Origin of the sequence: Streptomyces sp. NPDC026673 (genome assembly GCF_040638135.1) — a bacterium.
GTDB lineage: Bacteria > Actinomycetota > Actinomycetes > Streptomycetales > Streptomycetaceae > Actinacidiphila.
The window spans coordinates 20,312-43,817 of record NZ_JBEZXR010000048.1; the positions used below are offsets into that span (position 1 = coordinate 20,312).

General features: G+C 73.4%; 7 protein-coding genes. 5 read left to right on the forward strand and 2 right to left on the reverse strand.

Going from position 1 to position 23,506, the window contains the following annotated elements:
• Positions 1-88: 88 nt before the first annotated feature.
• Both AB0F62_RS27870 and AB0F62_RS27875 read left to right on the forward strand, forming a co-directional pair.
• Positions 89-6,553, forward strand: coding sequence for an acyltransferase domain-containing protein (locus tag AB0F62_RS27870; protein WP_361804826.1), 6,465 nt, complete (start codon positions 89-91; stop codon positions 6,551-6,553).
• Entirely contained in the window at positions 6,550-7,602 is a 1,053-nt protein-coding gene (locus tag AB0F62_RS27875; protein WP_361804828.1) for a ketoacyl-ACP synthase III family protein, read from the forward strand. Before AB0F62_RS27870 ends, AB0F62_RS27875 begins: the two co-directional genes overlap by 4 nt.
• A gap of 136 nt (positions 7,603-7,738) precedes the next feature.
• Here the strand turns inward: AB0F62_RS27875 and AB0F62_RS27880 are convergent, their stop codons facing one another.
• Both AB0F62_RS27880 and AB0F62_RS27885 read right to left on the reverse strand, forming a co-directional pair.
• Positions 7,739-9,112: a hypothetical protein gene (locus tag AB0F62_RS27880; RefSeq protein ID WP_361804831.1), complete on the reverse strand. Its 1,374-nt coding sequence runs from the start codon at positions 9,110-9,112 to the stop codon at positions 7,739-7,741.
• A 507-nt stretch (positions 9,113-9,619) separates the two neighbouring features.
• Positions 9,620-11,590 (reverse strand): potassium transporter Kup, encoded by a 1,971-nt coding sequence (locus AB0F62_RS27885; protein ID WP_361804834.1) that lies wholly within the window; start codon positions 11,588-11,590, stop codon positions 9,620-9,622.
• A gap of 503 nt (positions 11,591-12,093) precedes the next feature.
• On the opposite strand from AB0F62_RS27885, the gene AB0F62_RS27890 reads away from it, so the two are divergent.
• From AB0F62_RS27890 to AB0F62_RS27900, 3 genes are all read left to right on the forward strand, one after another.
• Positions 12,094-17,193 carry an amino acid adenylation domain-containing protein gene (locus tag AB0F62_RS27890; protein ID WP_361804837.1) on the forward strand — a complete coding sequence of 1,700 codons (5,100 nt, stop codon included), beginning with the start codon at positions 12,094-12,096 and terminating at the stop codon, positions 17,191-17,193.
• Between the two features lie 71 nt (positions 17,194-17,264).
• Entirely contained in the window at positions 17,265-22,688 is a 5,424-nt protein-coding gene (locus AB0F62_RS27895; RefSeq protein WP_361804840.1) for a type I polyketide synthase, read from the forward strand.
• Positions 22,685-23,482, forward strand: coding sequence for an SDR family oxidoreductase (locus AB0F62_RS27900; protein WP_361804843.1), 798 nt, complete (start codon positions 22,685-22,687; stop codon positions 23,480-23,482). Before AB0F62_RS27895 ends, AB0F62_RS27900 begins: the two co-directional genes overlap by 4 nt.
• The last annotated feature ends 24 nt before the right edge of the window (positions 23,483-23,506 follow it).

Consider the following 23,506-nt stretch of genomic DNA (forward strand, 5'->3'; position numbering starts at 1 on the left):
GGTGTGAGCCTCTCCGCGGAAGCGGTCCAGCCGGCAGTACCCCCCGTGGCCTCGCCAGAGCCACCCAGCCAGACATGAGGAACAGAACGTGCCCGTGCACGACAACCCCAGCCGCACACCGGGGCGGGAGCCCGCCGAACCCATCGCCGTCATCGGCATGGCCGGCCGGTTCGCCGGCGCCGACACCGTCGACGAGTTGTGGGAGCTCCTGCGCGACGGCACCGACGCGATCACCGAGATCCCCGCCGACCGCTACGACGTCGACGCGGTCTACGACGCGACCCCGCGCACCCCCGGCCGCACCGTCAGCCGGTGGGGCGGATTCGTCCGGCAGGTCACGGACTTCGACGCCGGCTTCTTCGGCATCTCCCGGCGTGAGGCCGACAAGATGGACCCCCAGCAGCGGCTGCTGCTGGAAGTCGCCTACGAGGCCCTGGAGGACGCGGGCGTCCCGCTGGCCGCGGTGGCCGGCTCCGACGCGGGCGTCTACATCGGCCAGATCAGCGACGACTACTGGCACGCCCAGCGTGCCGCACGTGACCACTACGACCTGTACGACATGACGGGAGGCGGCCTCCGCGCGCCCATGTCAGGGCGGCTGTCCTACGCCTTCGACCTGCGAGGCCCCAGCATCACCGTCGACGCGGCATGTTCATCAGGCCTGGTGGCGGTGCACCATGCCGTTCAGGCCCTCCGCCTCGGCGAATGCCGGCTGGCCGTTGTCGGCGCGGTTCATCTCGTTCTCCAGCCGGACGCAGGGGTCGCGTACTCCGGCGCGGGCATGCTCGCCAGGGACGGCCGCTGCAAGTTCGGCGACGCGTCCGCGGACGGCTTCGTCCGCAGCGAAGGCGTCGGCAGCGTGATCCTCAAGCCCCTCGCCGAGGCGCTTGCCGACGGGAACCGGATCCGGGCGGTCCTGCGTGGCTCCGCGGTGGGCAACGACGGCCGGTCCGGCGGATACATGATCGCCCCTGGGGTCAAGGGCCAGCGCGACGTGCTCGAGCGCGCCTATGCCGACGCGGGCGTGCATCCGGCCGACGTGGACTACGTGGAGGCACACGGCACCGGGACCGCCGTCGGCGACCCGGTCGAACTCGAAGCGCTCGCCGAGGTCCTTGGCAAGGACCGGCCCGCCGATCGTCCCGCCCTCGTCGGATCGGTCAAGACCAACATCGGGCACACCGAGGCGGCGGCGGGCATCGCCGGCCTCATCAAGGCCGTCCTCTGCCTCGAAAAGCGCGTCGTCCCCCCGAGCCTGCATTTCAACGAGCCCAACCCGGCCGTGCCCTGGGCGACGCTTCCGCTGACCGTCGCGACCCGGAACACGCCGCTGCCCGACGCCGACCGGCCCGCTCTGGCGGTCGTCAACAGCTTCGGCATCTCCGGCACCAACGCCCACCTCGTGCTGGAGGAACACGTGCCCGCCGCGGAGCCCGTCGGCGGAAAGGCCACGGACCGCGCGGAACTGCTCACCCTCTCCGCCGCGACACCCGAGGCCCTCACCGAACTCGCGGGCTCCTACGCGCGATTCCTCACGGCCCCGAGCGGCCGCTCCCGCCCTCTGCGCGACGTCTGCCACAGCGCGGCGCTGCACCGCTCCCACCTCGACGCCCGGTTGGCCGTTCCGGTCGCCTCGCACGAGCAGGCCGCACGGGCACTGACCGCTTTCGCGCAGGGGGAGCCCGACCCCTCCCTGTCCTACTCGGAGGACACCGATCCCGCGCAGCGCCCCAGGGTCGCGTTCGTCTTCCCCGGCCAGGGCTCCCAGTGGATCGGCATGGGCCGCGAACTGCTCGACGGCGAACCGTCCTTCGCCCGCGCCATGCGGGCCTGCGACGCCGCCATCCGCGCCGAGACCGGGTGGTCCGTCATCGAACTCCTCCAGGACGGCCCCGCGGACCGCTTCGCCGAACTCGACGTCGTCCAGCCCGCGCTGTGGGCGATGGAGATCGCCCTGGCGGAGGTCTGGCGCTCCTGGGGCGTCGAACCCGACGTCGTCATCGGCCACAGCATGGGCGAATCGGCGGCCGCCTACATCGCGGGAGCCCTGAGCCTCGAGGACGCCGCGGCCGTCATCTGCCGCCGCAGCCGGATCGCCAAGCGCCTCGCCGGGCGTGGTGCCATGGCCGTGGTCGCCCTGCCCGCCGACGAGGCGGGCCGGGCCCTCGCGGGCCACGAGGACACCGTCTCCGTCGCGGCCGCCAACAGTCCGTCGTCGACGCTGCTCGCAGGAGACGTGGACGCCCTGGCAGAGGTCCTGGTGGGTCTCGACGCACGGGGGATACCCAACCGGCTGGTCAAGGTCGACTTCGCCTCGCACTCCCCGCACATGGACGTGGTCCGTGACGGCCTGCTGGAGGCGCTGAAGGGCCTCGCCCCGCGCCGTGCGGTCGTCCCGATCCACTCGACGCTCCTCGGCGAGGTCATCGACGGCTCGGGCATGGACGCCGATTACTGGGCGCGCAACATCCGTGAGGCCGTCGACTTCGTCGGCGCGGTGCGTCACCAACTGGACTCCGCCGAGACCGTGTTCATTGAAGTGAGCCCCCACCCGGTACTGGTCAACGCCATCAAGGAGACCGGTCGCGCGTCGGGCCGCGACGACACCACCGCCGTCGGCTCCCTCCAGCGCGACGAGGACGAACGCTCCGCCCTGCTGACCGCCGCGGGGCGCCTGCACACGGCGGGGGTGCCGCTGGACCTCACCGCCATCGTCGACGGCGGCCGGTACGTTCCGCTGCCCGGCTACCCCTGGCAGCGCACCCGGCACTGGCTGCCCGAGTCCGCCGCCGCTCCGAAGCCCGCGCGGCCCGAGCCGGAAACCGCGCCCGGCCACCCGCTGCTGGGAACCCGCACGACGGCCGCCGGAGACACCCGCACGTGGGAGGGCCCCCTCGATCCGCACCGCCACGCCTACCTGGCCGACCACCGGATCCAGGACACGGTCGTCGTGCCCGGCACGCTCTACCTGGAGCTGCTCACGGAAGCCACCCGCCGGATCCTCGGTGACGGACCGGTCGCACTGACCGACGTCCGCTACCGGCAGGCCCTCTACCTCGACGGGAACGGCCCGGCCCCCACCCTGAGGGTGAGCGCCGTCCTCGACGCGGAGCGGGTCGCCCTCCAGGTTCACGGACGACTCACCGACGACGCCCCGTGGGTCCTGCACGCCGAAGCGGAGGGGCGCGCCCTTCACGAGCCGGAACACCGGGCCCCGGTCGACCTGACGGCCGTGCGCAACAGGCTCACCACGCACCAGAGCGCCGCCGAGTTCTACGCCTACAACGCCGAACGCGGCAACCAGTGGAACGGCGCGTTCCAGGGCGTGGCGGAGCTGTGGCGCCGGGACGGCGAGACTCTGGCACGCCTCGCGAGTCCCGAGGGAGTACGCGCCGCCCTCGGCGACCACCACTTCCACCCCGCGCTGCTCGACGCCGGCTGCCACGCGATGGCGGCTGCCCGTCCCCGCACCGTGGCGGACGCGGAGGCCGTGTTCGTCTTCGGCGGCATCGACGAGTTCCGCTCCTACCACCGGCCCGGGCACGAAGTCTTCAGCCACGCGCGTCTGGTTCCCACCACGCGCGAGGACTCCTTCGCCGCCGACATCCGCTTGGCCGACTCCTCCGGCCGGCTCCTGGCCGAGATGCGCGGTGCGCGACTCCAGTACCTCGCAGGCCATGCCCCCGCTCTCGAGGAAGCCCCCGAGACGACGGCCCCCGCCGACGACCTGGACAGCCTCCGCTACGAACTGCGGTGGAAGACGCGGCCGCGCCCGGACACCGTCGGCGTCCCCTCCCGCCACGGGACCTGGCTGGTCTTCAGCGACAGCGGCCCCTTCGGGCGGGCCGTCGTCCGAGGGCTCGCCGCCGAAGGCCAGGACACCGTCGTCGTGACCGCTGCCGCGAGCTACCAGGCCGCCGGCGACCGGTTCCGCATCGACCCCGCCGACCCCGCGCATTACGCCGCGGTGCTGGCCGACGTCGCGGACCGCGGGCGGCTCCGTGGCATCGTGCACCTGTGGTCCCTGGACGCGGAAGCCGGACTCGACGCCACCGCCAAGGAGATCGACAGAGCGCGGCTGCTGTCGTGCGGCAGTGTCATCCATCTCGCGCAGGCGCTGGACGCCCGGGAACATTCCGGCGACCCGGGTCTGTGGCTGATCAGCCGCCACGCCCAGCGTGTCGCGGCCGACGACCGGCACGTCGCCCCCTTCCAGGCGCTGCTGTGGGGGCTGGGACGTACGCTGTCCGCCGAACACCCGGAGCTGCGCACGCGACTGGTCGACCTCGACCGCAACCCCAAGAGTGTCGACGCCCTGATCGCGGACATCCTCGGACCCGACGACGAGGACCAGATCGCGTTGCGTGACGGCGTGCGCCGTGTCGCCCGCCTGGTCGCGCGTCAGGAGTCCTCCGCGGACGCGGGGCCGGTGGCGGCCGTACGCCTTTCGCTCCCACGACCGGGCACAGCCGACGACTGTCGGCTGACCCCGTTCGCGCCTCCCGTGCCCGACGCGGACGAGGTCGTCATCCGTGTCTCCCACGCCGCACTCGACCTTCCGGGGGTCCCGCTGGCCACGGGCTGCTCCGGGACCGTGATCGCCGTTGGGGAGGGCGTGCGCGACGTGTCCGTCGGCGACCTGGTCGTCGCCCTCGCCGAGAACGCGACGGCCTCGCACGTCGTCACCAAGTCCGTCCTGACGGCGCCGATGCCCGCGGGCGTCGCGCCCGCCGAGGCCGCGACACTGCCCCGGGCGTACCTCACCGCCTACCACGCGCTCCACGACGTCGCCCGTGTCGCACAGGGGGACCGCGTGCTCGTCCACGCGGAGGCCGCCGGATTTGGCCCGGCCGCGGTGAATGTGGCCCGATGGCTGGGCGCGGACGTCCACGACGTCGCCGGAAGCTCCGGCGATGCGGCGCTCCGTGAGGCCGCCGGCGAGGACGGATTCGACGTCATCCTCCGCACCCGTACGGGCCACGGCACCGATGCCGGCCTCTCCTTGCTGGCACCCTACGGACGCTACGTGGAGCTCAGCGGGCCCGACAGCGCCGATGCCGCCCCCTTGGAGCCCGCTCGCCTGGTGCCCAACATCTCCTTCCACGCGGTCGACATCGCCCACATGCTCCGGCATCAGCCCCACCGTGCCGGTGCGGTGTTGCGGGCGACGGCGGATCTCGTCGGCAAGGGGGCGCTCGCCCCACTGCCCCACCGCGAACTCGGCGCCGCCGAAGCCGGCCAGGCCCCCCAGCCGGAGAGCCGGACCGGGCGGCGCACCACGCAGACCGTCCTCGCCTTCCCCGACGACGTGCTGCCCGCCGCGCCGGTCCGCGGGAGGACCACGTCCTCCGCACCCGTGCGCGCGGGCACCTACCTCATCACCGGTGGCGCGGGAGGCATCGGAGCACGACTCGCTGCGTGGCTCGTCGACCAGGGAGCCCGTACGCTCCTCCTGACCGGCCGAACCCCGTTGCCCGATCCGGCAACGGTTGCCCCCGACCATCCGCAGGCCGGACTGCCGGTCCTGCTGCGGGATCTCGCGCTGCGGGGCGTCGACGTCGAGTACGCGGCCGTCGACGTGGCCGACCACCAGGCCATGAGCGCGCTCCTCGCCGACAGGGCCCACAGGGGCAAGGCACCCCTGCGTGGTGTGTTCCACGCCGCCGGCACCTACGACTCCGTCCCGGTGAGCGGCACGACGGCGCGGCACCTCGACTCACTTCTCCGGGCCAAGGTGTCGGGGGCGTGGAACCTGCACCGGCTGGTGCGGGACACGCCGCTGGACATGTTCGTCCTGTTCTCCTCCGGCTCCTCGATCCTGTCGTCGCCCCTTCTGGGCGGCTACGCGGCCGGGAACGCGTTCCTCGACGCCCTGGCGCACCACCGTCTCGCCGCCGGCGCCCCGGCCACGTCGGTCAACTGGGGGTACTGGGACAGCGTCGGCATGGTCGCCCGCGAGGAAGAGGAGAACGGCCGCGGCCTCGTCCCCCAGGGCATGGGGAGCTTCTCTCCCGAGGAGGGGCTCACCGTTCTGGGGCGGGTCCTCGCCGAAGGCACCTCGCACTCCGTCGTCCTGCGAACCGACTGGCCCTCATGGGCGCGCGTCCATCCCGACGCGGCACAGGTCCCGCTGCTCGGCGAACTGACCCGGCACGACACCCCGGCACGGCCGCACGCTCCGGCTGACCCGGCGCGATCCGCGTCCCGCGCGGCCCGGCCGGCACCCCCGACACGGCAGCCTGCTGCCGGCCCCGTCCCCGTGCCCCGTGAAGGGACGGATTCCGGGGTGGTCGAGACGCTGAAGAAGATCGCGGCCACCGTCCTGGGCCTGAAGCCGGAGCGTGTGAGCGCGAGCCGGCCGCTCAACAGGATGGGCATGGACTCGCTGATGGCGGTTCAGCTCAGGAACGACATCGACCGGCGACTCAAGGTCCGGCTGCCGATGGTCAAGATCCTCCGGGACAGCTCCGTCGAATCCCTCGCCCAGGCCATCGCCGACACGAAGGCCGCCACGGCGGCCGACCACGCGCCGGAAGGAGCGTCCTCGAAGTGAAGACCCCCGACCTGTACATCGCAGGGCTCGGCGTACACGTCCCCACCGTCCTCGATGCCAGGAGAGCGGTGGAACTGGGCCTGTACGACCCGGAGGACCACGAGTACCAAGGATGGACGGGCGCGGCCGTCGCCGGCGACACGCCGGCACCGGACATGGCCGTACGGGCGGCGCGCCAGGCCATCGAGCGCGCCGGTACCCACCCCCACGACCTCGCCCTCCACATCCACGCCGGCATGCACAAACAGGGGCCCGGAGCCTGGTCGGCCCAGCATTACATCCTGCGCCAGGTCACCGACCGGGACATCCCCTCCTTCCAGGTCAGTCAGGGATGCAACGGCCTGATCGGCTCGCTCGAACTCGCCGCCTGCTACCTCCAGTCCGTTCCCGAGCGCGCGGCGGCGCTCCTCACGGGCTCCGACAACGTGAGCACCCCGCACTTCAACCGCTGGGCATCCCTCGAGAACGGGGTCATCGCCGACGGTGCCAGTGCCGTCGTGCTCACCAAGGAGCCCGGTTTCGCCAGACTCCTGTCGATCAACAGCGGATCCACCGCCGAGGTCGAAGAGCGCTTCCGCGGCGAGGAGTTCCCTCCCGTGACCGGCGTGGACGCCGAGGACCGGCCGGCGACGGCCGAACCCCTGGACGAGGCGATCTCCGAAGCCGTGGGGCGTCAGGGGGAACTCCGGACGGAGCTCGCCCTGCGGACGATGGCCGAGGCCGACCTCGACGTCGGCGACATCACCCGCGTGGCACATATCTTCACCGGCCGGGAGGGCTACCTCAGAGGGATCCTCGACCCCATGGGCCTCCGCACCGAGCAGGGGCTGCTCGAATTCGGGCGAGGGCTGGGGCACATGACGGTCAACGACCAGATCGTGGGCCTCAACCACCTCGTCACAACGCGGGAAGTCGGCGCGGGCGACCATGTGCTGATCGTGGCGCATGGTGGAGGTGTCTCGATCACTTGCGCCGTCGTTCGCATCGAGCAGGTCCCGACCTGGGCAGTGGGGCAGACCTCGGCCACGGCAACCCGAGAGGGCCGCTGAATGCCGGTGGACGGGGGATTCCGTCAAGGGGAGATGCCGAGGGCATGCAGCGGCTTGTGGTCGCGGAGATCCCGCTGTCGGCCATCGGTCAGCCCGGGAGCCGGACGAGGGCGGCCCCACGACGTCTCTTGGCCGTTCAGCGGAATTCGGCGAGTCGGGGGCGCAGTCCCAGGGCTGCGAGTCCCGCGGCTGCGAGTGCGGCGCCGGCGAGGCCCAGGTATGTGGTCAGCGCCCGGTCCGCGCCCTTGGCGGAGGCGTCTTCGTACGCCGCGACGTTGATGGCGATTAGCTCGCCGAGTGCCTTGTCGTACTGGTCGAAGGCGTAGTTGGAGTTTCCGGGGGCATGGCTGGTGCAGAAGGCGACTGCCTCGGAGAGTTTCCCGGCGGTGGCCAGGGCGCGGATGGTGCGGTCGTCGCGCTGGTAGATCTGGTAGGCGGCGAGCACACGCTCGGCTGCGGACCGCTCGCCGGCGAAGGTGATGTTGCGGAATTCGTCGCCGAAGTAGCCGGTGAAGGGCAGATCGGCGGTGTCGCTCCGGTACCTGCCGAGGGCGGCCGTGAGGTCGGCGTCGTAGGTGCTGATGGTGGCACCGGGCAGGTGCATGAGCTGCTGACTCTTTGCGAGGAAGTGTCTTTCGTGCCCGGCGGCGCCGGCGCGGTCCAGGAGGTATCGGGACTCGTCGGCGTTGGCGTCGTACGAGACCGCCCTCGCCCGGGTGAGGGCGACGACGGAATCGAAGGCGTCGTGCCGCGCGATGCGCAATTGCTCGCGTTGGCCGGAGATTTCGACGAGCCCGGTGACCAGCACGACGAGCATGAGCGCGCTGGCGGCGGCCGCACCGGGGTTGATCACACGACGGAAACGCGAAAGCAGGTACACCTGCAAGAGGGCCAGAAGGGCGAGCAGGAACAGTCCCGTCAGGAGGAAGGCCTTCCGGACCACGGACTGGGCGTCCGAGCTCTCCTGGTAGGTGCGCTCGAAGGCGGCGTCGTTGACGATGACCAGACGATCGGCCTCTGGCAGCAGGCGCGTGCGCATGAGGTCCGACGCGGAGTTGTACGTGGCCACCGCCGTCGGGCGGCGGCCCTGCTCGCTGAGGAGCAGGGCGCGGGCCGCCAGTTCCTCGTATGCGCCGAGGTCGGTGATGGCCTCGGCGACGTCGCGTTCGGCGGCCGGGTCGTCCTCGGTCGCTTCCGCGAGTTCACGGAGGTGGCCGGCGGCCTCGGCACGCCGCTGGTCGTAGAGCGTGGAAGCCTCGGCCCGCTGGGCCCCCGGCATCAGCCGGTTGGCGAGCTGGGCGTCCATGTCGTTGAGGGTGAAGTACAGGCCCGTGGCACTGGTCACCTGGGGCGCGGAGTGGTCGCGGATGTCCGACCACGATGCGCTCAGCGTGACGCCGCCCGTCGCGAGGATGCCCGCGAGTCCGGCCGCGGTCGCGAAGAGCACGCCGCGCAGCAGCCGAAGCCGGGAGGGAACGGTACCGGGGCGGCGGCCGCGCAGTGCCGCCATGGGGCGGCGCGGAAACCGGGACCGTCTTGGGGGAGCGGGTGACGGCAAAGGGCGGGACCCACCGGGGCCGTTCGCACCCGACGGGACTTCAGACCGGTTCTCCGGATCTGAAGGATCGGTCCCTTCACGTGTGGCCATGGCGACGGTGTCCGTCATCGCGCTGTGCCTCCCCGTCGCGCCCCCGAAGTGGCCTTGCGCCACTCTGCCCCGCGAGCCATCACGTTCGCGCGGTGCCGGCAGGCGCGCGGCTTCACTGTCGCGGCCTTGACGTCGGGCTGGGAGAGTTTGACGAGTTCCTGACGTCCTGTGACGGGCGCTGGTGATGTCGTCGGAATCGCGTCAACACCGCGGCCTGCCGCGCCAGGTTGTCGGCAAGGCGCGGGAGAGACATGGGGTTCCGTCTTCAGGCCTGATCGCCTCGGCCATCGCTCGCACCGAACGTCTGCCGACCTTGCCGTGGGGAAGGCCTCGGCCAGGGCAGCCGGGAGCCGCCGGGGGCAGACGCGCTTAGACCTCGATCTGCGAACCCATGATCACCGTCCGGTCGCGGGGGAGGCCGAAGTACTCGGCGGCGTCGGCGGTGATGTACGAGGTGGTGATGAACAGGCGCTTGCGCCAGGGGGCCATGGTGGGGGCCTTTCCACGCCGGAGCTCGATCTTCGACAGGAAGTAGGACGCCTCGTCGAGCCGCAGCCGCCCCTCGGTCACCGCCGGGTCGAGCATGGCGATCGCTCCGGGCACGTCCGGTGTCTCCATGTAGCCGAACCGGGCGGTGACGTGGACGATTCCGTCGTCGGCGTAGCCCAGGTCGTCGACGGCGATCCGCCGGTCGGCCGGGACGCGGGGGACCGGCTCCGTCTTGAGGGCCAGGATGACGACCTGGTCGTGCCGCACGTGGTTGTGCTCGACGTTGGCCCGCAGGGCCAGGGGTGCGGTCTCCTTGCCCCGGTTGAGGAAGACGGCCGTGCCGGGCACCCGCAGCGTGCGCACCTGCCCGCTGCGGAGCCGTGAGACGAACTCGCGCAGCGAGCCTTCCCGCCGTGCCCGCTCCGCGGTGACGATCTCACGGCCGCGCTGCCAGGTGGTCATGACGGTGAACGCGGTGAGCCCGATCAGCAGCGGCAGCCACGCGCCGTGCACGAGCTTGGTCAGGTTGGCCGCCACGAACAGCAGGTCGACGAAGAGCAGCACCGTGGCGCCGGCGGCGAGCAGCCACACGGGCGTGCCCCACTTCGCGCGGGCCACATAGAAGAACAGCAGGGTCGTGATGGTGATGGTGCCCGTGACCGCCATGCCGAAGGCGAAGGCCAGTGCCGTGGAACTGCGGAACGCGAAGACCAGGGTGAGGACGGACACCATGAGCAGCCAGTTGATCCACGGGACGTAGACCTGGCCGATGGTGGACTCGGAGGTGTGCGCGATCCGCAGCCTCGGCAGGTAGCCGAGCTGGGCCGCCTGTGAGGCGACCGAGTACGCCCCGGTGATCACCGCCTGTGAGGCGATCACGGTGGCCGCGGTGGCCAGCAGCACCATGGGCAGCCGTCCCCAGTCCGGGACGAGGAGGAAGAACGGGCTGCTGATGTTGGCCGGGTCCGCGAGGATGAGCGCGCCCTGGCCGAAGTAGCTGAGCACGCAGGCGGGGAAGACGAGGAACAGCCAGCCGCGGGTGATCGCCCGGCGGCCGAAGTGCCCCATGTCGGCGTAGAGCGCCTCCGCCCCGGTCACCGCGAGCACGACCGCGGCCAGGGCGAAGAAGGCCGTTCCGAAGTGGCCGAAGAGGAAACCCAGGGCGTAGGTCGGCGAGAGCGCCCTGAGGATCTGCGGATGGTCGGCGATGCCCGCCACTCCGCAGGCGCCGATGGCCAGGAACCAGGCGACCATCACCGGCCCGAACACCCGGCCCACCACGGCGGTGCCCCTGCGCTGCACGAGGAACAGCAGCACCAGGATGACCGCGGTCACCGGTACGACGACGCTCTCCAGCGAGGGCTGGACCACCTTGAGCCCCTCGACGGCCGACAGCACCGAGATGGCCGGGGTGATCATGCTGTCGCCGAAGAACAGTGACGCGCCGAAGATGCCCAGGGCGGCCAGCACGGCGGTGACCCGTGCGCCCTGTTGCGCGCTCCACCCCCGCAGCAGGGTGATCAGGGCCATGATGCCGCCCTCGCCGTCGTTGTCGGCGCGCATCGCCAGCAGCACGTAGGTGACGAGGACGATGACCACGACCGACCAGAACACCAGCGACACCACCCCGTACACGTTCTCCGTGGAGACCGGGACGGGATGCGGATCGCTCGGGTTGAACACGGTCTGGAGGGTGTAGATCGGGCTGGTCCCGATGTCGCCGAAGACCACGCCGAGAGCGGCGACCACCACCGCGAGACGTACCGCGTCGTGCGCTCCCCGGCCGTGGCCCTCGGGCGAGCCCGTCGCGGGTCCGCCGTCCGGCGGGGTTCCGTGTCGGCCATCGGCCATGGTGCTCCTCCTCCGCGCGGGCCGCTGTGCCGCGGGCCGGGTGCGATACGGCGGACGATACCCACACCTTCCTGCCGGCGCGGGGAGGCGGCGTCCGTCCGGACCTGTCGTCAGGGCCCCGTCAAAAAAATGATTGCGGTAGCAGGCGACGGCGCCGGCGGATCGCCGTCACCGGCCCACGGGTGCGGGGGCCCTCGGTGCTCCGGATCGGCCCATCCGATTCCCACGTCGTTCGGGTCCTTGGCCAACGGCGGCCGGGGCGCACGGCCCCGAAAGGCCGACCGGCCGTCCGGGAGTGCGCGCCGCGTCGCCGGTGCGGTGGCCGACTTCCCGGCCCGTCGCAGGTGCCGACGCGCCCGTCGCGCTTCCCGGCGCATTCGGGTGAACGCGGACAAGAGGCCGGAATCGCACGGTTGTTAAGGACTCATCAGCGCCTCTGTGGCTTTCGAGCGCCTGTTCCTAGGGTGACTCGCGGCCCTGTCCGGGCGAGAGGAGCAAGGGACGTGCAACACAACTCGGGTGCCGGATCCGTGGAACTCACGGGACCCAAGGTCAAACGGGACTGTCCGACCGGCCTGCCCGGTCTGATCAGGGACGTGGCGGAACGGCACCCGGACCGCCCGGCCGTGCGGTCCGGGACGGAGACCCTCAGCTACGGGCAGCTGGACGCATGGTCCGACGCCATCGCCCGGACCCTGCGTGACCGGGCTCCGGAGGGGGTGCCGGTCGTGGTGGCCGTGCCCCGCGGCAACGGGCTGCTCGCGGCACTGCTGGGCGTCCTGAAGGCCGGGTTGCCCTACCTGCCCGTCGACCCCAACGATCCGCCCGCCCGGCTGGCCTCCGTCCTGGAGACCGCCGGCAGCCGGCTGGCGCTCGTCGGCGGGGAGGCCGGACCGGTCCTGACCGCGCACGGGCTGCGCACCGTCGAGGTCGACGCGTCGCGTGTCGCGGCGGACTTCGCCGGTCCCGGGTTCGTGGCGGATCCGCTGCCGCGGGTGGCCGACGACCAGCCGGTGTACGTCCTGTTCACCTCCGGCTCGACAGGCGCGCCCAAGGGCGTCGTCCTGCCCGGCATGGCGCTGTGCAACCGGCTGCTGTGGATGCGCGACACCTACGGCATCGGGCCGGGGGACCGGATCCTGCAGAAGACCCCGGTGACCTTCGACGTCTCCGGCTGGGAGCTGTGGCTGCCGCTGATCTCCGGGGCCACCTGCGTCTTCCTGCCACCGGAGGAGCACCGCGACCCGGCCCTGGTGGCGCGCGCCGTCCAGGAACACCGGATCACCGTGTGCCACTTCGTGCCGTCGATGCTCCGGGAGTTCCTGCGCGGTCCCGGCGCGCGGGAGTGCACGTCGCTGCGGCATGTGTTCTGCAGCGGCGAGGCCCTGCCCGTCGCCGTGGCGCGTGACTTCACCACGAACCTGACCGCCCGGCTGCACAATCTGTACGGCCCCACCGAGGCCGCCATCGACGTCACGCACTGGACCTGCCCGCGGGAGACGGCCGACATCGACCGGATCCTCATCGGGCTGCCCGTCGACAACTGCGTCCTCGGCGTCTTCGGCGGCGACGGCAAGCCGGTCCCCACCGGTGAGGAAGGCGAACTGCGCATCGGCGGCATGCCGTTGGCCCTGGGCTACCTCAACCGGCCCGACCTTACGGAGCGGGCGTTCGTCCCCGCGGACGCCGGCGCGTCGGTGCCCGTCTGGTACCGCACCGGAGACCGGGTACGGGTGGTGGACGGCGGCCTGGAGTACCTGGGCCGCGTCGACGACCAGGTCAAGATCCGCGGCCAGCGCATAGAGCCGCAGGAGGTCGAACACCACCTGAACGGCCACCCCGAAGTGGCCGAGGGCACCGTGGTGGCGGCCAAGGTGGGCGAGGACGTGGAACTGGTGGCCTGGGTCCGTCCCGCCGCCGACGGCGCCGGGACACAGGCCGGGGACGGACTGCCCCGCAGGCTCCGTGAGCACCTGGCCGACCGGGTACCGCCCGCGTACGTGCCGACCCGCTTCCTCATCGTCACCGAGCTCCCCCTCAGCAGCAGCGGCAAGCGGGACCGCAAGCTGCTCCGGCAGCGCGCCGAGGAGCAGCTGAACGCCCGGCGGCCCGCGTCACGGTCCGGCCAGGCGGGCGGCGGACGACCGCTGCTGCAGCGCCTGATGCGTGAACGCTCCGGCCGGACGGCCGCCTCCGCCGAGGAGGACGACCCCGACGCCGTGGCGTCGATCTGGTACGAGGTGCTCCCACAGGCCGCCGACGTCGACGATCCGCAGGCCCGTTTCGTGGCGCTCGGCGGGCACAGCCTGCTGGGCGCGCGGGTGGCTGCCGAGATCCACCATCGGCTCGGGGTCTCCCTGCCGCTCGGGTACTTCCTGCGCAACGACCCGACCCTGGCCGAGCTGCGCGCCGCCGTGGCCGCTGCCGACCGCCCCGCCGACCTCCCCGAGGTACCGGCCGGCCCGGTCGCCGCGGCGCCCGGGCAACGCCGCATGTGGCTGCTGTCCGAGATGTTCCCCGACAGCCCCGCCTACAACGTGGTCGGCGCGCTGCGGATCCACCGCGAGATCGAACGGGAACCCCTGTCCGCCGCGGTCACGGCGGTGGCCCGGCGGCACCCCATGCTCGGCGCCGCACTGCACGACGACGGAAGCGAACTGCTGCTCACCGTCGACCCCTCGTCCCCGTCCCCGGTCACGGTGGAGCGCGGCGCGCCGGGCGAGGTCGAGGCCTTCCTGCGCCGCAACCGCGACACGGTCCTCGACCCGCAGCGCGGCCCGCTCTACCGCGTCGCCGCACTCAACACCGGTGACGGCACCGCCGTCCTGACGGTGGCCCTGCACCACGCGATCGCCGACCAGCGAACCCTCGACGTGCTCCTGGAGGAACTGGCCGCGGAGTACGCCCGGGCGAGCGGCGGCGAAGCATCGGCCGCGCCCGCGTTCCCCGCGGCCGCCGACTACCGTCAGTACGCCGCCCTGCAGAGCCGGCGGCGCGAGGCCACGGTGGAGAGCGCCGTGGACTACTGGCGCACCGCGCTCACCGACGCCCCGGCCGCAGGCGACCTTCCCTTCGCGCTCCCGCCCGTCGCGGTGCCCACCTTCACCGGTGACGCCACGGCCGTGACACTGGACGAGGAGGACGACCGTGCCGTCCGCGACCTCGCCGTCCGCGCCGGATGCACCCCGGCGATGGTCTTCCTCACCGCCGCCGCGCTGGTCCTGGCCCGCTGGAGCTCCCGCGGGGACGTCGTGATCGGCGTGGCCGCCTCCGCGCGCGACCGCGCCGAGTTCCAGCGGACCGTCGGCTTCTTCGTCGACACGGTCCCGGTACGACTGGACGTCGGTGACCGCCCGAGCCTCGGCGACGCCCTGGAGCGAGTGCGCGAAGCGCTCGCACGCGGCGTCGAACACAGCGCCGTCCCCTTCGACGAGGTGGTCGCCGCGCTGCGCCCCTCCCGAACTCCGCTGGGCAACCCGTACTTCCAGACCTGGTTCAACGACCTCAGCGAGGCCACCGCGCCCGGCAGCTTCGCCGGCGCGCCCGCCGAACCGGTCGAGGTGCCCGTCGGCTGGTCCCTGTTCGACCTCGGCTTCTACCTCCACCGTGACCAGGGCCGCTACCGCCTCCAGGTGGTGCACGCCCAGGACCGGTACGAGAGGGACGTCGCCCTGGCCGCGCTGGACCAGTGGCGCTCGGCGCTGCGGGCCATGACGCGCGACCTCGCCAGTCCGGTCACCGGCTTCGGCGGTGCCGCCCCCGCGACAGCGGCCGTCGCGCCCACGACGGAACGAGTGACGGTCGGCGAGATGGTCGACGGGATCCTCGCCCGGGCCGGAGAGTCGTCCGAGGCTCCTGCCGTGATCGGCCCGGACGGAGCCGTCCTCGGTTACGGCGCGTTGCGCGACGCCGTACTGCGCTGCTCCGCCGCGCTGTCGGCCCGCGTCGCCCCCGGAGCCACGGTGGCCGTCGTCGCCCACCGCGAGCCGATGCTCCCGGTCGCCCTCCTCGGCGCCTGGCACTCGGGCCGCCCCGTCCTCCTGCTCGACGCCGAGACCCCCGAGCGGTGGCGACAGGACGCCGTCGACCGGATGAACGCCGCCGCCGTCCTGCACGTCGGCCCCGGCGGAAGCCCGGGGGAGGGGACGCCCGAAGTGCCGGTGCTGGACGTCGCCGAACTGCTCGACGCCGCGCCCGCGGCACCGGGACCCGCCGCCTTCCACTCGGACTTCAGCCACGCCCTGCTCACTTCCGGCACCACCGGGGAACCGTCCGTCGTCCGGGTCCCCGCCGACGCCCTGGCGACCGCCTTCGCCTGGTACGCCGAGGAGCTCGACCTCGGTCCCCGGGACGTCTTCTGCGCCCTCGCGGGCGCCGGCCACGACCCCGTCCTGCGCGAGATGGTGCTGCCACTCACCGCTGGCGCCACGGTCGTCGTCCCGTCGGCGGCCGAACGCTTCGACCCGGAAGAGCTGCTGCAGGTGCTGGCGGAACGCCGCTGCACCGTCCTCAACGTGACGCCCGGTCACGCGCAGCTGATCACGGCCGGCGGTGGCACCCTGCCCGGCGTACGCGTCGTCAGCAGCTACGGCGCCCCGCTGACGGACAACGTTGCCAGGGCGCTGCGGCGGCTGGCACCCGGCGCGCGGCTCTACAACGTCTACGGCACCACGGAGACGTCCCAGGCCAGCAGCGTCCACCGGTGGAGCGAGCCGACGGGCCGGGCGGCGCACCGGGCCACCGTGCCGGTCGGCACGGGCACCGGCTACCGGACCCTGGAGGTCGTGACCTCCTCCGGCACCCCGGCGGGCGTGGGCCAGCTGGGCGAGGTCGTCGTCCGCGGTGCCGGGCTCGCCTCGGGAACGGAGTACCGCACCGGCGACCTCGGCCGCCGCACACCCGAAGGCGACGTGGAGATCTGCGGACGCACCGACCGCCAGGTGTCGGTGCGCGGGCACCGCGTGGAACCCGCCGCCGTGGAGGCCGTGCTGAACGCCGTGCCCTCCGTCGCCCAGTCCGCGGTCGGCATCCATCCGGACCGCCCCGACGTACTGGTGGCCCTGGTCGTCCCCGCGACGGGCCTGCCCGCCCGGCAGGAGGCCGAGGAGCGGCTCCGCGCCCACCTGCCGTCCTGGGCCGTCCCCGAGGTGGTGGAGGTCGCCGCGATCCCGCTCAACCGCAACGGCAAGCCGGACCTCGGCACGCTCCCCGCGCCGGCGGCCCCGGCGCGGCCGGGCCAGGTGGCCCCGCTCCCGGCCCGTCCCGCCGGTCCCAGCGGTCCGGCCTCGACGAAGGCCCTGCAGGACACGATCGCCGCCGCGGTCCGGGAGACCTGCGGCCGCACCCCCGCGCCGGAACAGCACTTCTTCGACGCGGGCCTCACCTCGCTCGACATGCTGCGCCTGCACCGCAGGCTCCTCGAAACGGCGGGACCCGACCTCGCCGTCGTCACCCTTTTCCGGTTCCCCACCCTCGCCTCCCTGGCCGCCCATCTGGCCGGCCGGTCGGGCGGCGCGGACCCCGCTACCGTCCCGCGTCCCCGGAAGGCACAGGGCGAACTCCAGACCCGCCGTGCCATCCGCGACGCCTTCTCCGCGCGCTGACCACCGCCTTCCCGCCCGGCGGCGTCCCGCCGCGCCCCGCACACCAAGAACAGAAAGAACACCGAAAAGCGATGTCCGTTGTCGAACCCATCGCCGTCATCGGGCTGGCCGCAAGGCTGCCCGAGTCCGGCGACGTCGAGCAGTACTGGACCAACCTGTTGGCCGGCCGCGACTGCATCGCCGAGCTGACCGACGAGCAACTGCTGGCCGCGGGCGAGGACCCGGAGGCACTGGCCGACCCGGCGTACGTGCGGGCCCGCCCGCTGCTGGCCGACGTCGACCGCTTCGACGCCCGGTTCTTCGGCATGACGCCGCGCGAGGCCGAACTGCGTGACCCGCAGCACCGGTTGTTCCTCGAGCTGTGCCACACCGTGCTGGGCCACGCCGGCTACGACGCGGCGCGCTACCCCGGCGCGGTCGGCGTCTTCGCCGGCGCCACCGCCAACCGCTACGCCGAGCAGAACCTGCGCAGCAACCCCGACACGGTGCGGCGCTACGGGGAACTCGCCGTCGACGTCGGCAACAACCCCGACTACCTGGCCACGTTCGTCTCCTACAAGCTCGGCCTCGGCGGCCCCAGCCTGTCCGTGGCCACCGCCTGCTCGACCTCGCTCGTCGGGGTCCATCTCGCCTGCCAGGCGCTGCGGGCGGGGGAGTGCGACATGGCGATCGCCGGCGGCGTCGAGGTCGAGATGCCCTACGGACGCGGCTACCGCCACGCCGAGGGCGGGATCTACTCTCCGGACGGCCGCTGCCGGCCGTTCGACGCCCAGGCCGGCGGCACGGTGTTCGGCAACGGCGGCGGCGCGGTGCTGCTCAAGCGCCTGTCCGACGCTCGGGCCGACAACGACCGCATCCTGGCCGTGATCCGCGGGTCCGCGATCAACAACGACGGCGCGGAGAAGGTCGGTTTCTCCGCCCCCAGCGTCAACGGGCAGGCCCGCTGCGTGGCCGAGGCCTACGCGGTCGCCGACGTCGACCCGGCGACCGTCGGCTACGTCGAGGCGCACGGCACCGCCACGGCGCTCGGCGACCCGGTCGAGGTCAGCGCGCTGACCCAGGCGTTCGAGCTGGTCAGCGAGGCCGGGATCACCCCCGGCGCCTGCGGTCTGGGCTCGGTGAAGTCCAACATCGGGCACCTCGGCCCGGCGGCCGGCGTCGCGGGCCTGATCAAGACCGTACTGGCGCTGCACCGGGAGCAGATCCCGCCGTCCATCAACTTCACCACCCCCAACCCGCACCTGCGGCTGGAGGAGACCCCGTTCCACGTCGTCACCGACGTGACCCCCTGGCCCCGCGTCGACGCGCCCCGCCGTGCGGGCGTCAGCTCGTTCGGCATCGGCGGCACGAACGCCCATGTGGTGCTGGAGGAGGCCCCCGTCGCCGACGCGCCGGGGCCCGACGACCGGGCGCAGCTGCTCGTCTGGTCGGCGCGCGACGAGGAGGACGAGCGCGCGCTGCGCACCCGGCTCGCCGAGCGCTTCCGCGCCGACACCGCCCTGCGCGCCGCGGACGTGGCGTTCACCCTGCAGGCCAGCCGTACCGGCCACCGCGCCGCGCGGGCCGCGCTGGTCGCGGGTGACATCGCCGACGCCGCCCGGCGGCTGGCCCAGGAGGCCCCTGCGGGACTGCGCCGCTCCGACGGCATCCTGCGCGCCCCGGTATTCGCCTTCCCCGGGCAGGGAGCGCAGCGGCCCGCCATGGGCATGGCGCTCCGCGAGACGGACCCGGTCTTCCGCTCCCACCTGGACCCGCTGCTGGCGGCGTTCTCCGACGAGCTTGGCGAGGACCTGGCCGAGGTCGCACGCTCCGGCGACGCGGCGCGGATCGCCCGCACCGAACTGGCCCAGCCGCTGCTGTGCGCGACCGAACTCGCGCTGACCCGCACCTTGCGGGAGTACGGCGTGGTGCCCGAGCTGGTCCTTGGGCACAGCCTCGGTGAGCTCGTGGCCGCGGCCGCCGCCGGCGTTATTGCGGAGGAGGACGTCGTCCGGGCGGTCGCCGCTCGCGCCCTCGCCATGCGCGACGCCCCGGCCGGAGCGATGCTCGCCGTCCAGGCGGGCCCGGCCGAGCTGGCCGGACGACTGCTCGACGGGGTGTCGGTGACGGCGTTCAACGCCGCCCGGCAGACCGTGCTCGGCGGCGCACCGGAGCGGATCACCGAGCAGGCGCGCGAACTGGCGGACGCCGGGCTGAAGGTGCGGACCCTGGCCACCTCGCACGCCTTCCACACCCCGATGATGGCCGAGGCCGCCGGGCGTTTCGCGGAGGTGCTGCGCGACTGCCGCCTGAAGGGCCCGGAGATCCCCGTGGTCTCCGCCGCGACCGGAGCGGTCCTCACCGACACCGAGGCCTGCGACCCCGAGTTCTGGGCCGGACAGCTGACCTCCCCGGTCCGGTTCGCCGAGGCTGCCGTCGTCGCGCTCGCCCGACCGGCGACCGTGGTGGAGGTCGGCCCGGGCACCACCCTGACGACCCTGCTGCGCGGCACCGGCGGCGACCACGTCTTCGCCACGGCGCTGTCCGACCGCGCGGATGCCGAGCGCGAGGGCCTCCTCGACGCGTTGGGCGCGCTCTGGGTGGGCGGCGGCGACGTCGAGTGGGCCGCCCTGCACGACGGCGACGCACGACGCGTCGACCTGCCCGCGTACCCCTACCGGCGCAAGCGCTTCTGGATCGAGCCGCCCGCGTTCCGCGCCGACGTGACCGCCGAGAAGGCACCCGAGGCCGTACGACCGGAGCCCGCGGCGGTGGCCCCGGCCCCGGTCCCGGCTGTCCTGGCCGAAGCCGTCCCGGCCACCCCCACGGCCGTGCCCGGGGCCGCGCCGGCCACCACCGGCGTGGGGCTGTGGACCCCGTACTGGACCCGTGACGCCCTGGTCCGTCCCGTCGACTACCGCGAACCCGGTGAGCGCGGTACCGCACTCCTCCTCCACACCGCCGGCGTTCCCGAGGCCCGCCCCGCCGCAGACGCCCTGCGCGCCGCCGGACACCGGCCGGTACGCGTCGTACTCGGCGACCGGCTGCGGACGGACGGCCGCGACCGCTCCGTACGTCCCGGCGAGGCCGCCGACATCGAGCAGCTCCTCGCGTCCCTGGAGTGCATGCCCGCCCGGGTGGTGCTCCTGGTGACCGAAGGCGCGGACAACGCCCGTGGCTTCGGCACCGCCATGGCGCTGTGCCGTGCGCTGGCCTCGGCCGCGACCGAACTGACCGTGCTCACCACGAGCGCGGTGAACGTCACGGGCGGCGAGCGGGTCGACGCGTCCGCCGCGATGCTCACCGGTCTGGTCCGCACCATCGCGGACGAGATGCCGCGGCTGACGCCCCGTCTGATCGACCTGGGCGGCAACGTGGCGCCGCAGGTTCTCGCGTCGGAACTGCTCGACGCGAACCACCGGGTCTCCGCGCTGCGCGGCCAGCACCGCTGGCTGCCGGGGTGGACCGCCGCCGACCTGACCGGCGCGCGGCCCGAACTGCTGCGCCGTGGCGGCGTCTACGTCGTCACCGGCGGCCTCGGCGGCCTCGGTCTGCAGAGCGCGCTGGCGCTCGCCGAGACCGGCATCCGGCCCCGTCTCGTCCTGCTGGGCAGGCGCGGCGTGCCCGAGGGCCCGGCAGGCGACCCCGTACGCGAGGTGCTCGACGACCTGGCCGAGCTGGGAGCGTCCGCCGTCGCGCTGACCGCCGACGTCACCGACGAGGCCTCACTGGGCTCCGCCCTCGACGAGGTGCGGCGCCGCTACGGCCAGGTCAACGGTGTGCTGCACGCCGCGGGCATCCCCGGCGGCGGACTCCTGGCCCTCCGCGACGCGGAGCGCGCCGAGGCAGTTCTGGCGCCCAAGGTGACCGGCACCGGGAACCTCGCGCGGCTGCTCGCGGACGAACCCGAACTCGACTTCGTCCTCCTCTACTCCAGCCGTGCCGCCGTCACCGGCCTGATCGGAAGCGGCGACTACGCGGCGGCCAACGCCTACCTCGACGCCTGGGCGGGCACGACCATCGCCGGCGCCCCGGTGATCTCCGTCAACTGGCCCGCGTGGAGCGGCGTGGGAATGGCCGCCACTTCCTCCACCCTGGCCGAGGTCCGCGCCGCGGGCGGGGGTTCCTCCGGGACCCGGGCCGCCGCGGGCCGCGGCGGCCTGACCGGCGCCCCCGCCACCGAACCTTCCTCGACCGCGGACGCCGTGTGGAGCCTGGTGCTGGACCCCGAGGCGGACTGGCTGCTGGCCGAACACCGCGTCGCGGGACGGCCCGTGGTGCCGGGGACGGGGCAGATCGACCTCGTCGTCCGTGCCGCGCGGGAGTCCGGCCAGGCCGGCGCCGGCAGCCCGATCGAGCTGGCCGACCTGGTCTTCACCGCTCCGCTCGCCGCGGACGGACCGGTCGAGGTCCGTGTGGAGTTCGCGGCCGGCGCGGTACGCCTGCTGGCGCGGCCCGCCGGGCAGCAGGACGGCTGGGCCGAGTACTCCCGCTGCCGCATCGGCGCGGGCGCCTCCGCGCAGGCCGCCGACCTCGTCCCGGCGCTGCTGGACAGCCTCGACGTGGTCGGGCTGGACGCACCCTCCCGTGGCGCGGACTCCCTGGTGGACATGGGTCCGCGATGGGGCGACGCGGTGGACGTCGTCGGCACCGACCACGGCGACCGGCTCGCCAGGTTCACCCTTGGTGCGCCGTACTCCGCCGACCTCGCCGACCACCCGGTCCACCCGGCGCTGCTCGACCGCGCCACCGGTCTGATCCAGGGCGGCGGCGACGCCGGTCATCTCCCGTTCCACTACGAGCGGGTGACCGTCCTCGCCGACCTGCCGGGCGAGATCCTGGTGCGCGCCCACGGCCTGCGCGCGGAGTCGCGCATGGTCGTCGGCGACGTCGACGTGCACGACGCACAGGGCCGCCCGGTGCTGCTGGTCCGCGGTTTCCGGATGCGCCGCGCGGAGCCCGTCGCGGCCCCCGCGCCCGTCGCGGCCTCCGCACCGGCGTCGTCCGGCGAACTGACGGACGCGCTGACGCCCGGGCAGGGCACCAGGCAGCTGTTGCGCCTGCTGTCCGGGCAGCTCCTGGGCCAGGTCGCCGTCACCCCGGCGGGCAGTACGCTGCCCGGCGCCACGACGCCGGCAGAGCCCGCAGTACCCGTAGTGCCCGCCGCGCCCGTGGCGTCCCCGGCACCGGTGACGAGCGAGCCGGTACCCTCCCCGGCGTCTGCTCCGGCACCGGCTCCGGTCAGCCCAGCGGCTGCCGGACCCGTCCCCGCGGCTCCCGCCGCGGCCCCTGCCGCGGACGATGCGGAAGAGGCGCTGCGGGAACTGTGGGCGGAGGCCCTGGGCATCCCGGACCTCGGCCCCGACCAGGACTTCTTCGACCTCGGCGGCGATTCGCTGACCGCCGTCCAGCTCATGACCCGGATCAAGGACCGACTCGGCGTGGACATCTCCATCGGCACCCTCTTCGAGCGCCCCACCGTGCGCCTGATGGCGCAGGAGGTGAGGGGCGCGTGAGCGGGCAGCGGTTCTTCGACCCCTCCCTGATGGACGGTCAGGTGGCCGTCGTGACGGGCGGCGGCTCCGGCCTGGGCCTGGCGATCTCCGAGGCGTTGCTGCGCCACGGCGCCCGGGTGGCCATCGCCTCCCGCAACGCCGAACGACTGCGCGCCGCGGCCGAAGGGCTGACCGCGCGCACCGGACGCCCCTGCCTGGACGTCGTGTGCGACGTACGCCGCCCCGAACAGGTCCAGGCGCTGCGGGACACCGTCACCGAACGGCTCGGCCCGGCCCGGGTCCTGGTCAACAACGCCGCGGGCAACTTCCGCGCCCCGGCGGAGAAGATGACGCTGCGGGGCTTCAGCACCGTCGTGGACATCGACCTGACGGGCACCTTCAACACCACGATGGCCTTTCTGCCGGACCTCAGGGCCGCCGGGAACGCCGCCATCACCTCGATCGTCGTGCCGGAACCCGACCGCGGCTTCCCCGGCTTCGCGCACGCGGGCGCCGCGAAGGCCGCCATCGTCTCCCTGACCCGCTCCTGGGCCCGGGAGTGGGGACCGTACGGCATCCGCGTCAACGCGGTCGGACCCGGCCCGGTACCCACCGAGGGTGTGGCCGCGCACATGCTGGCCGTCCCCGACGGCGACCCGGCCCAGGCGTTCGCCGGGCGGGCGGACTCCCTCCCGCTCGGCCGCCTGGGCACCCCGCAGGACATCGCTTCCTCCGTGCTGTTCCTGTCCAGCCCCGCGGCGTCCTGGATCACCGGCACGCTGCTCCACGTGGACGGGGGGCTGTCGGTCGCATGAGCGGTCGCACGAGCGGCAACGAGC

Coding starts and splice junctions, on each gene's coding strand:
- AB0F62_RS27880 (WP_361804831.1), bottom strand. CDS start 9,112: ATGGCGGCACTGCGCGGCCGCCGCCCCGGTACCGTTCCCTCCCGGCTT.
- AB0F62_RS27885 (WP_361804834.1), bottom strand. CDS start 11,590: ATGGCCGATGGCCGACACGGAACCCCGCCGGACGGCGGACCCGCGACG.
- AB0F62_RS27895 (WP_361804840.1), top strand. CDS start 17,265: ATGTCCGTTGTCGAACCCATCGCCGTCATCGGGCTGGCCGCAAGGCTG.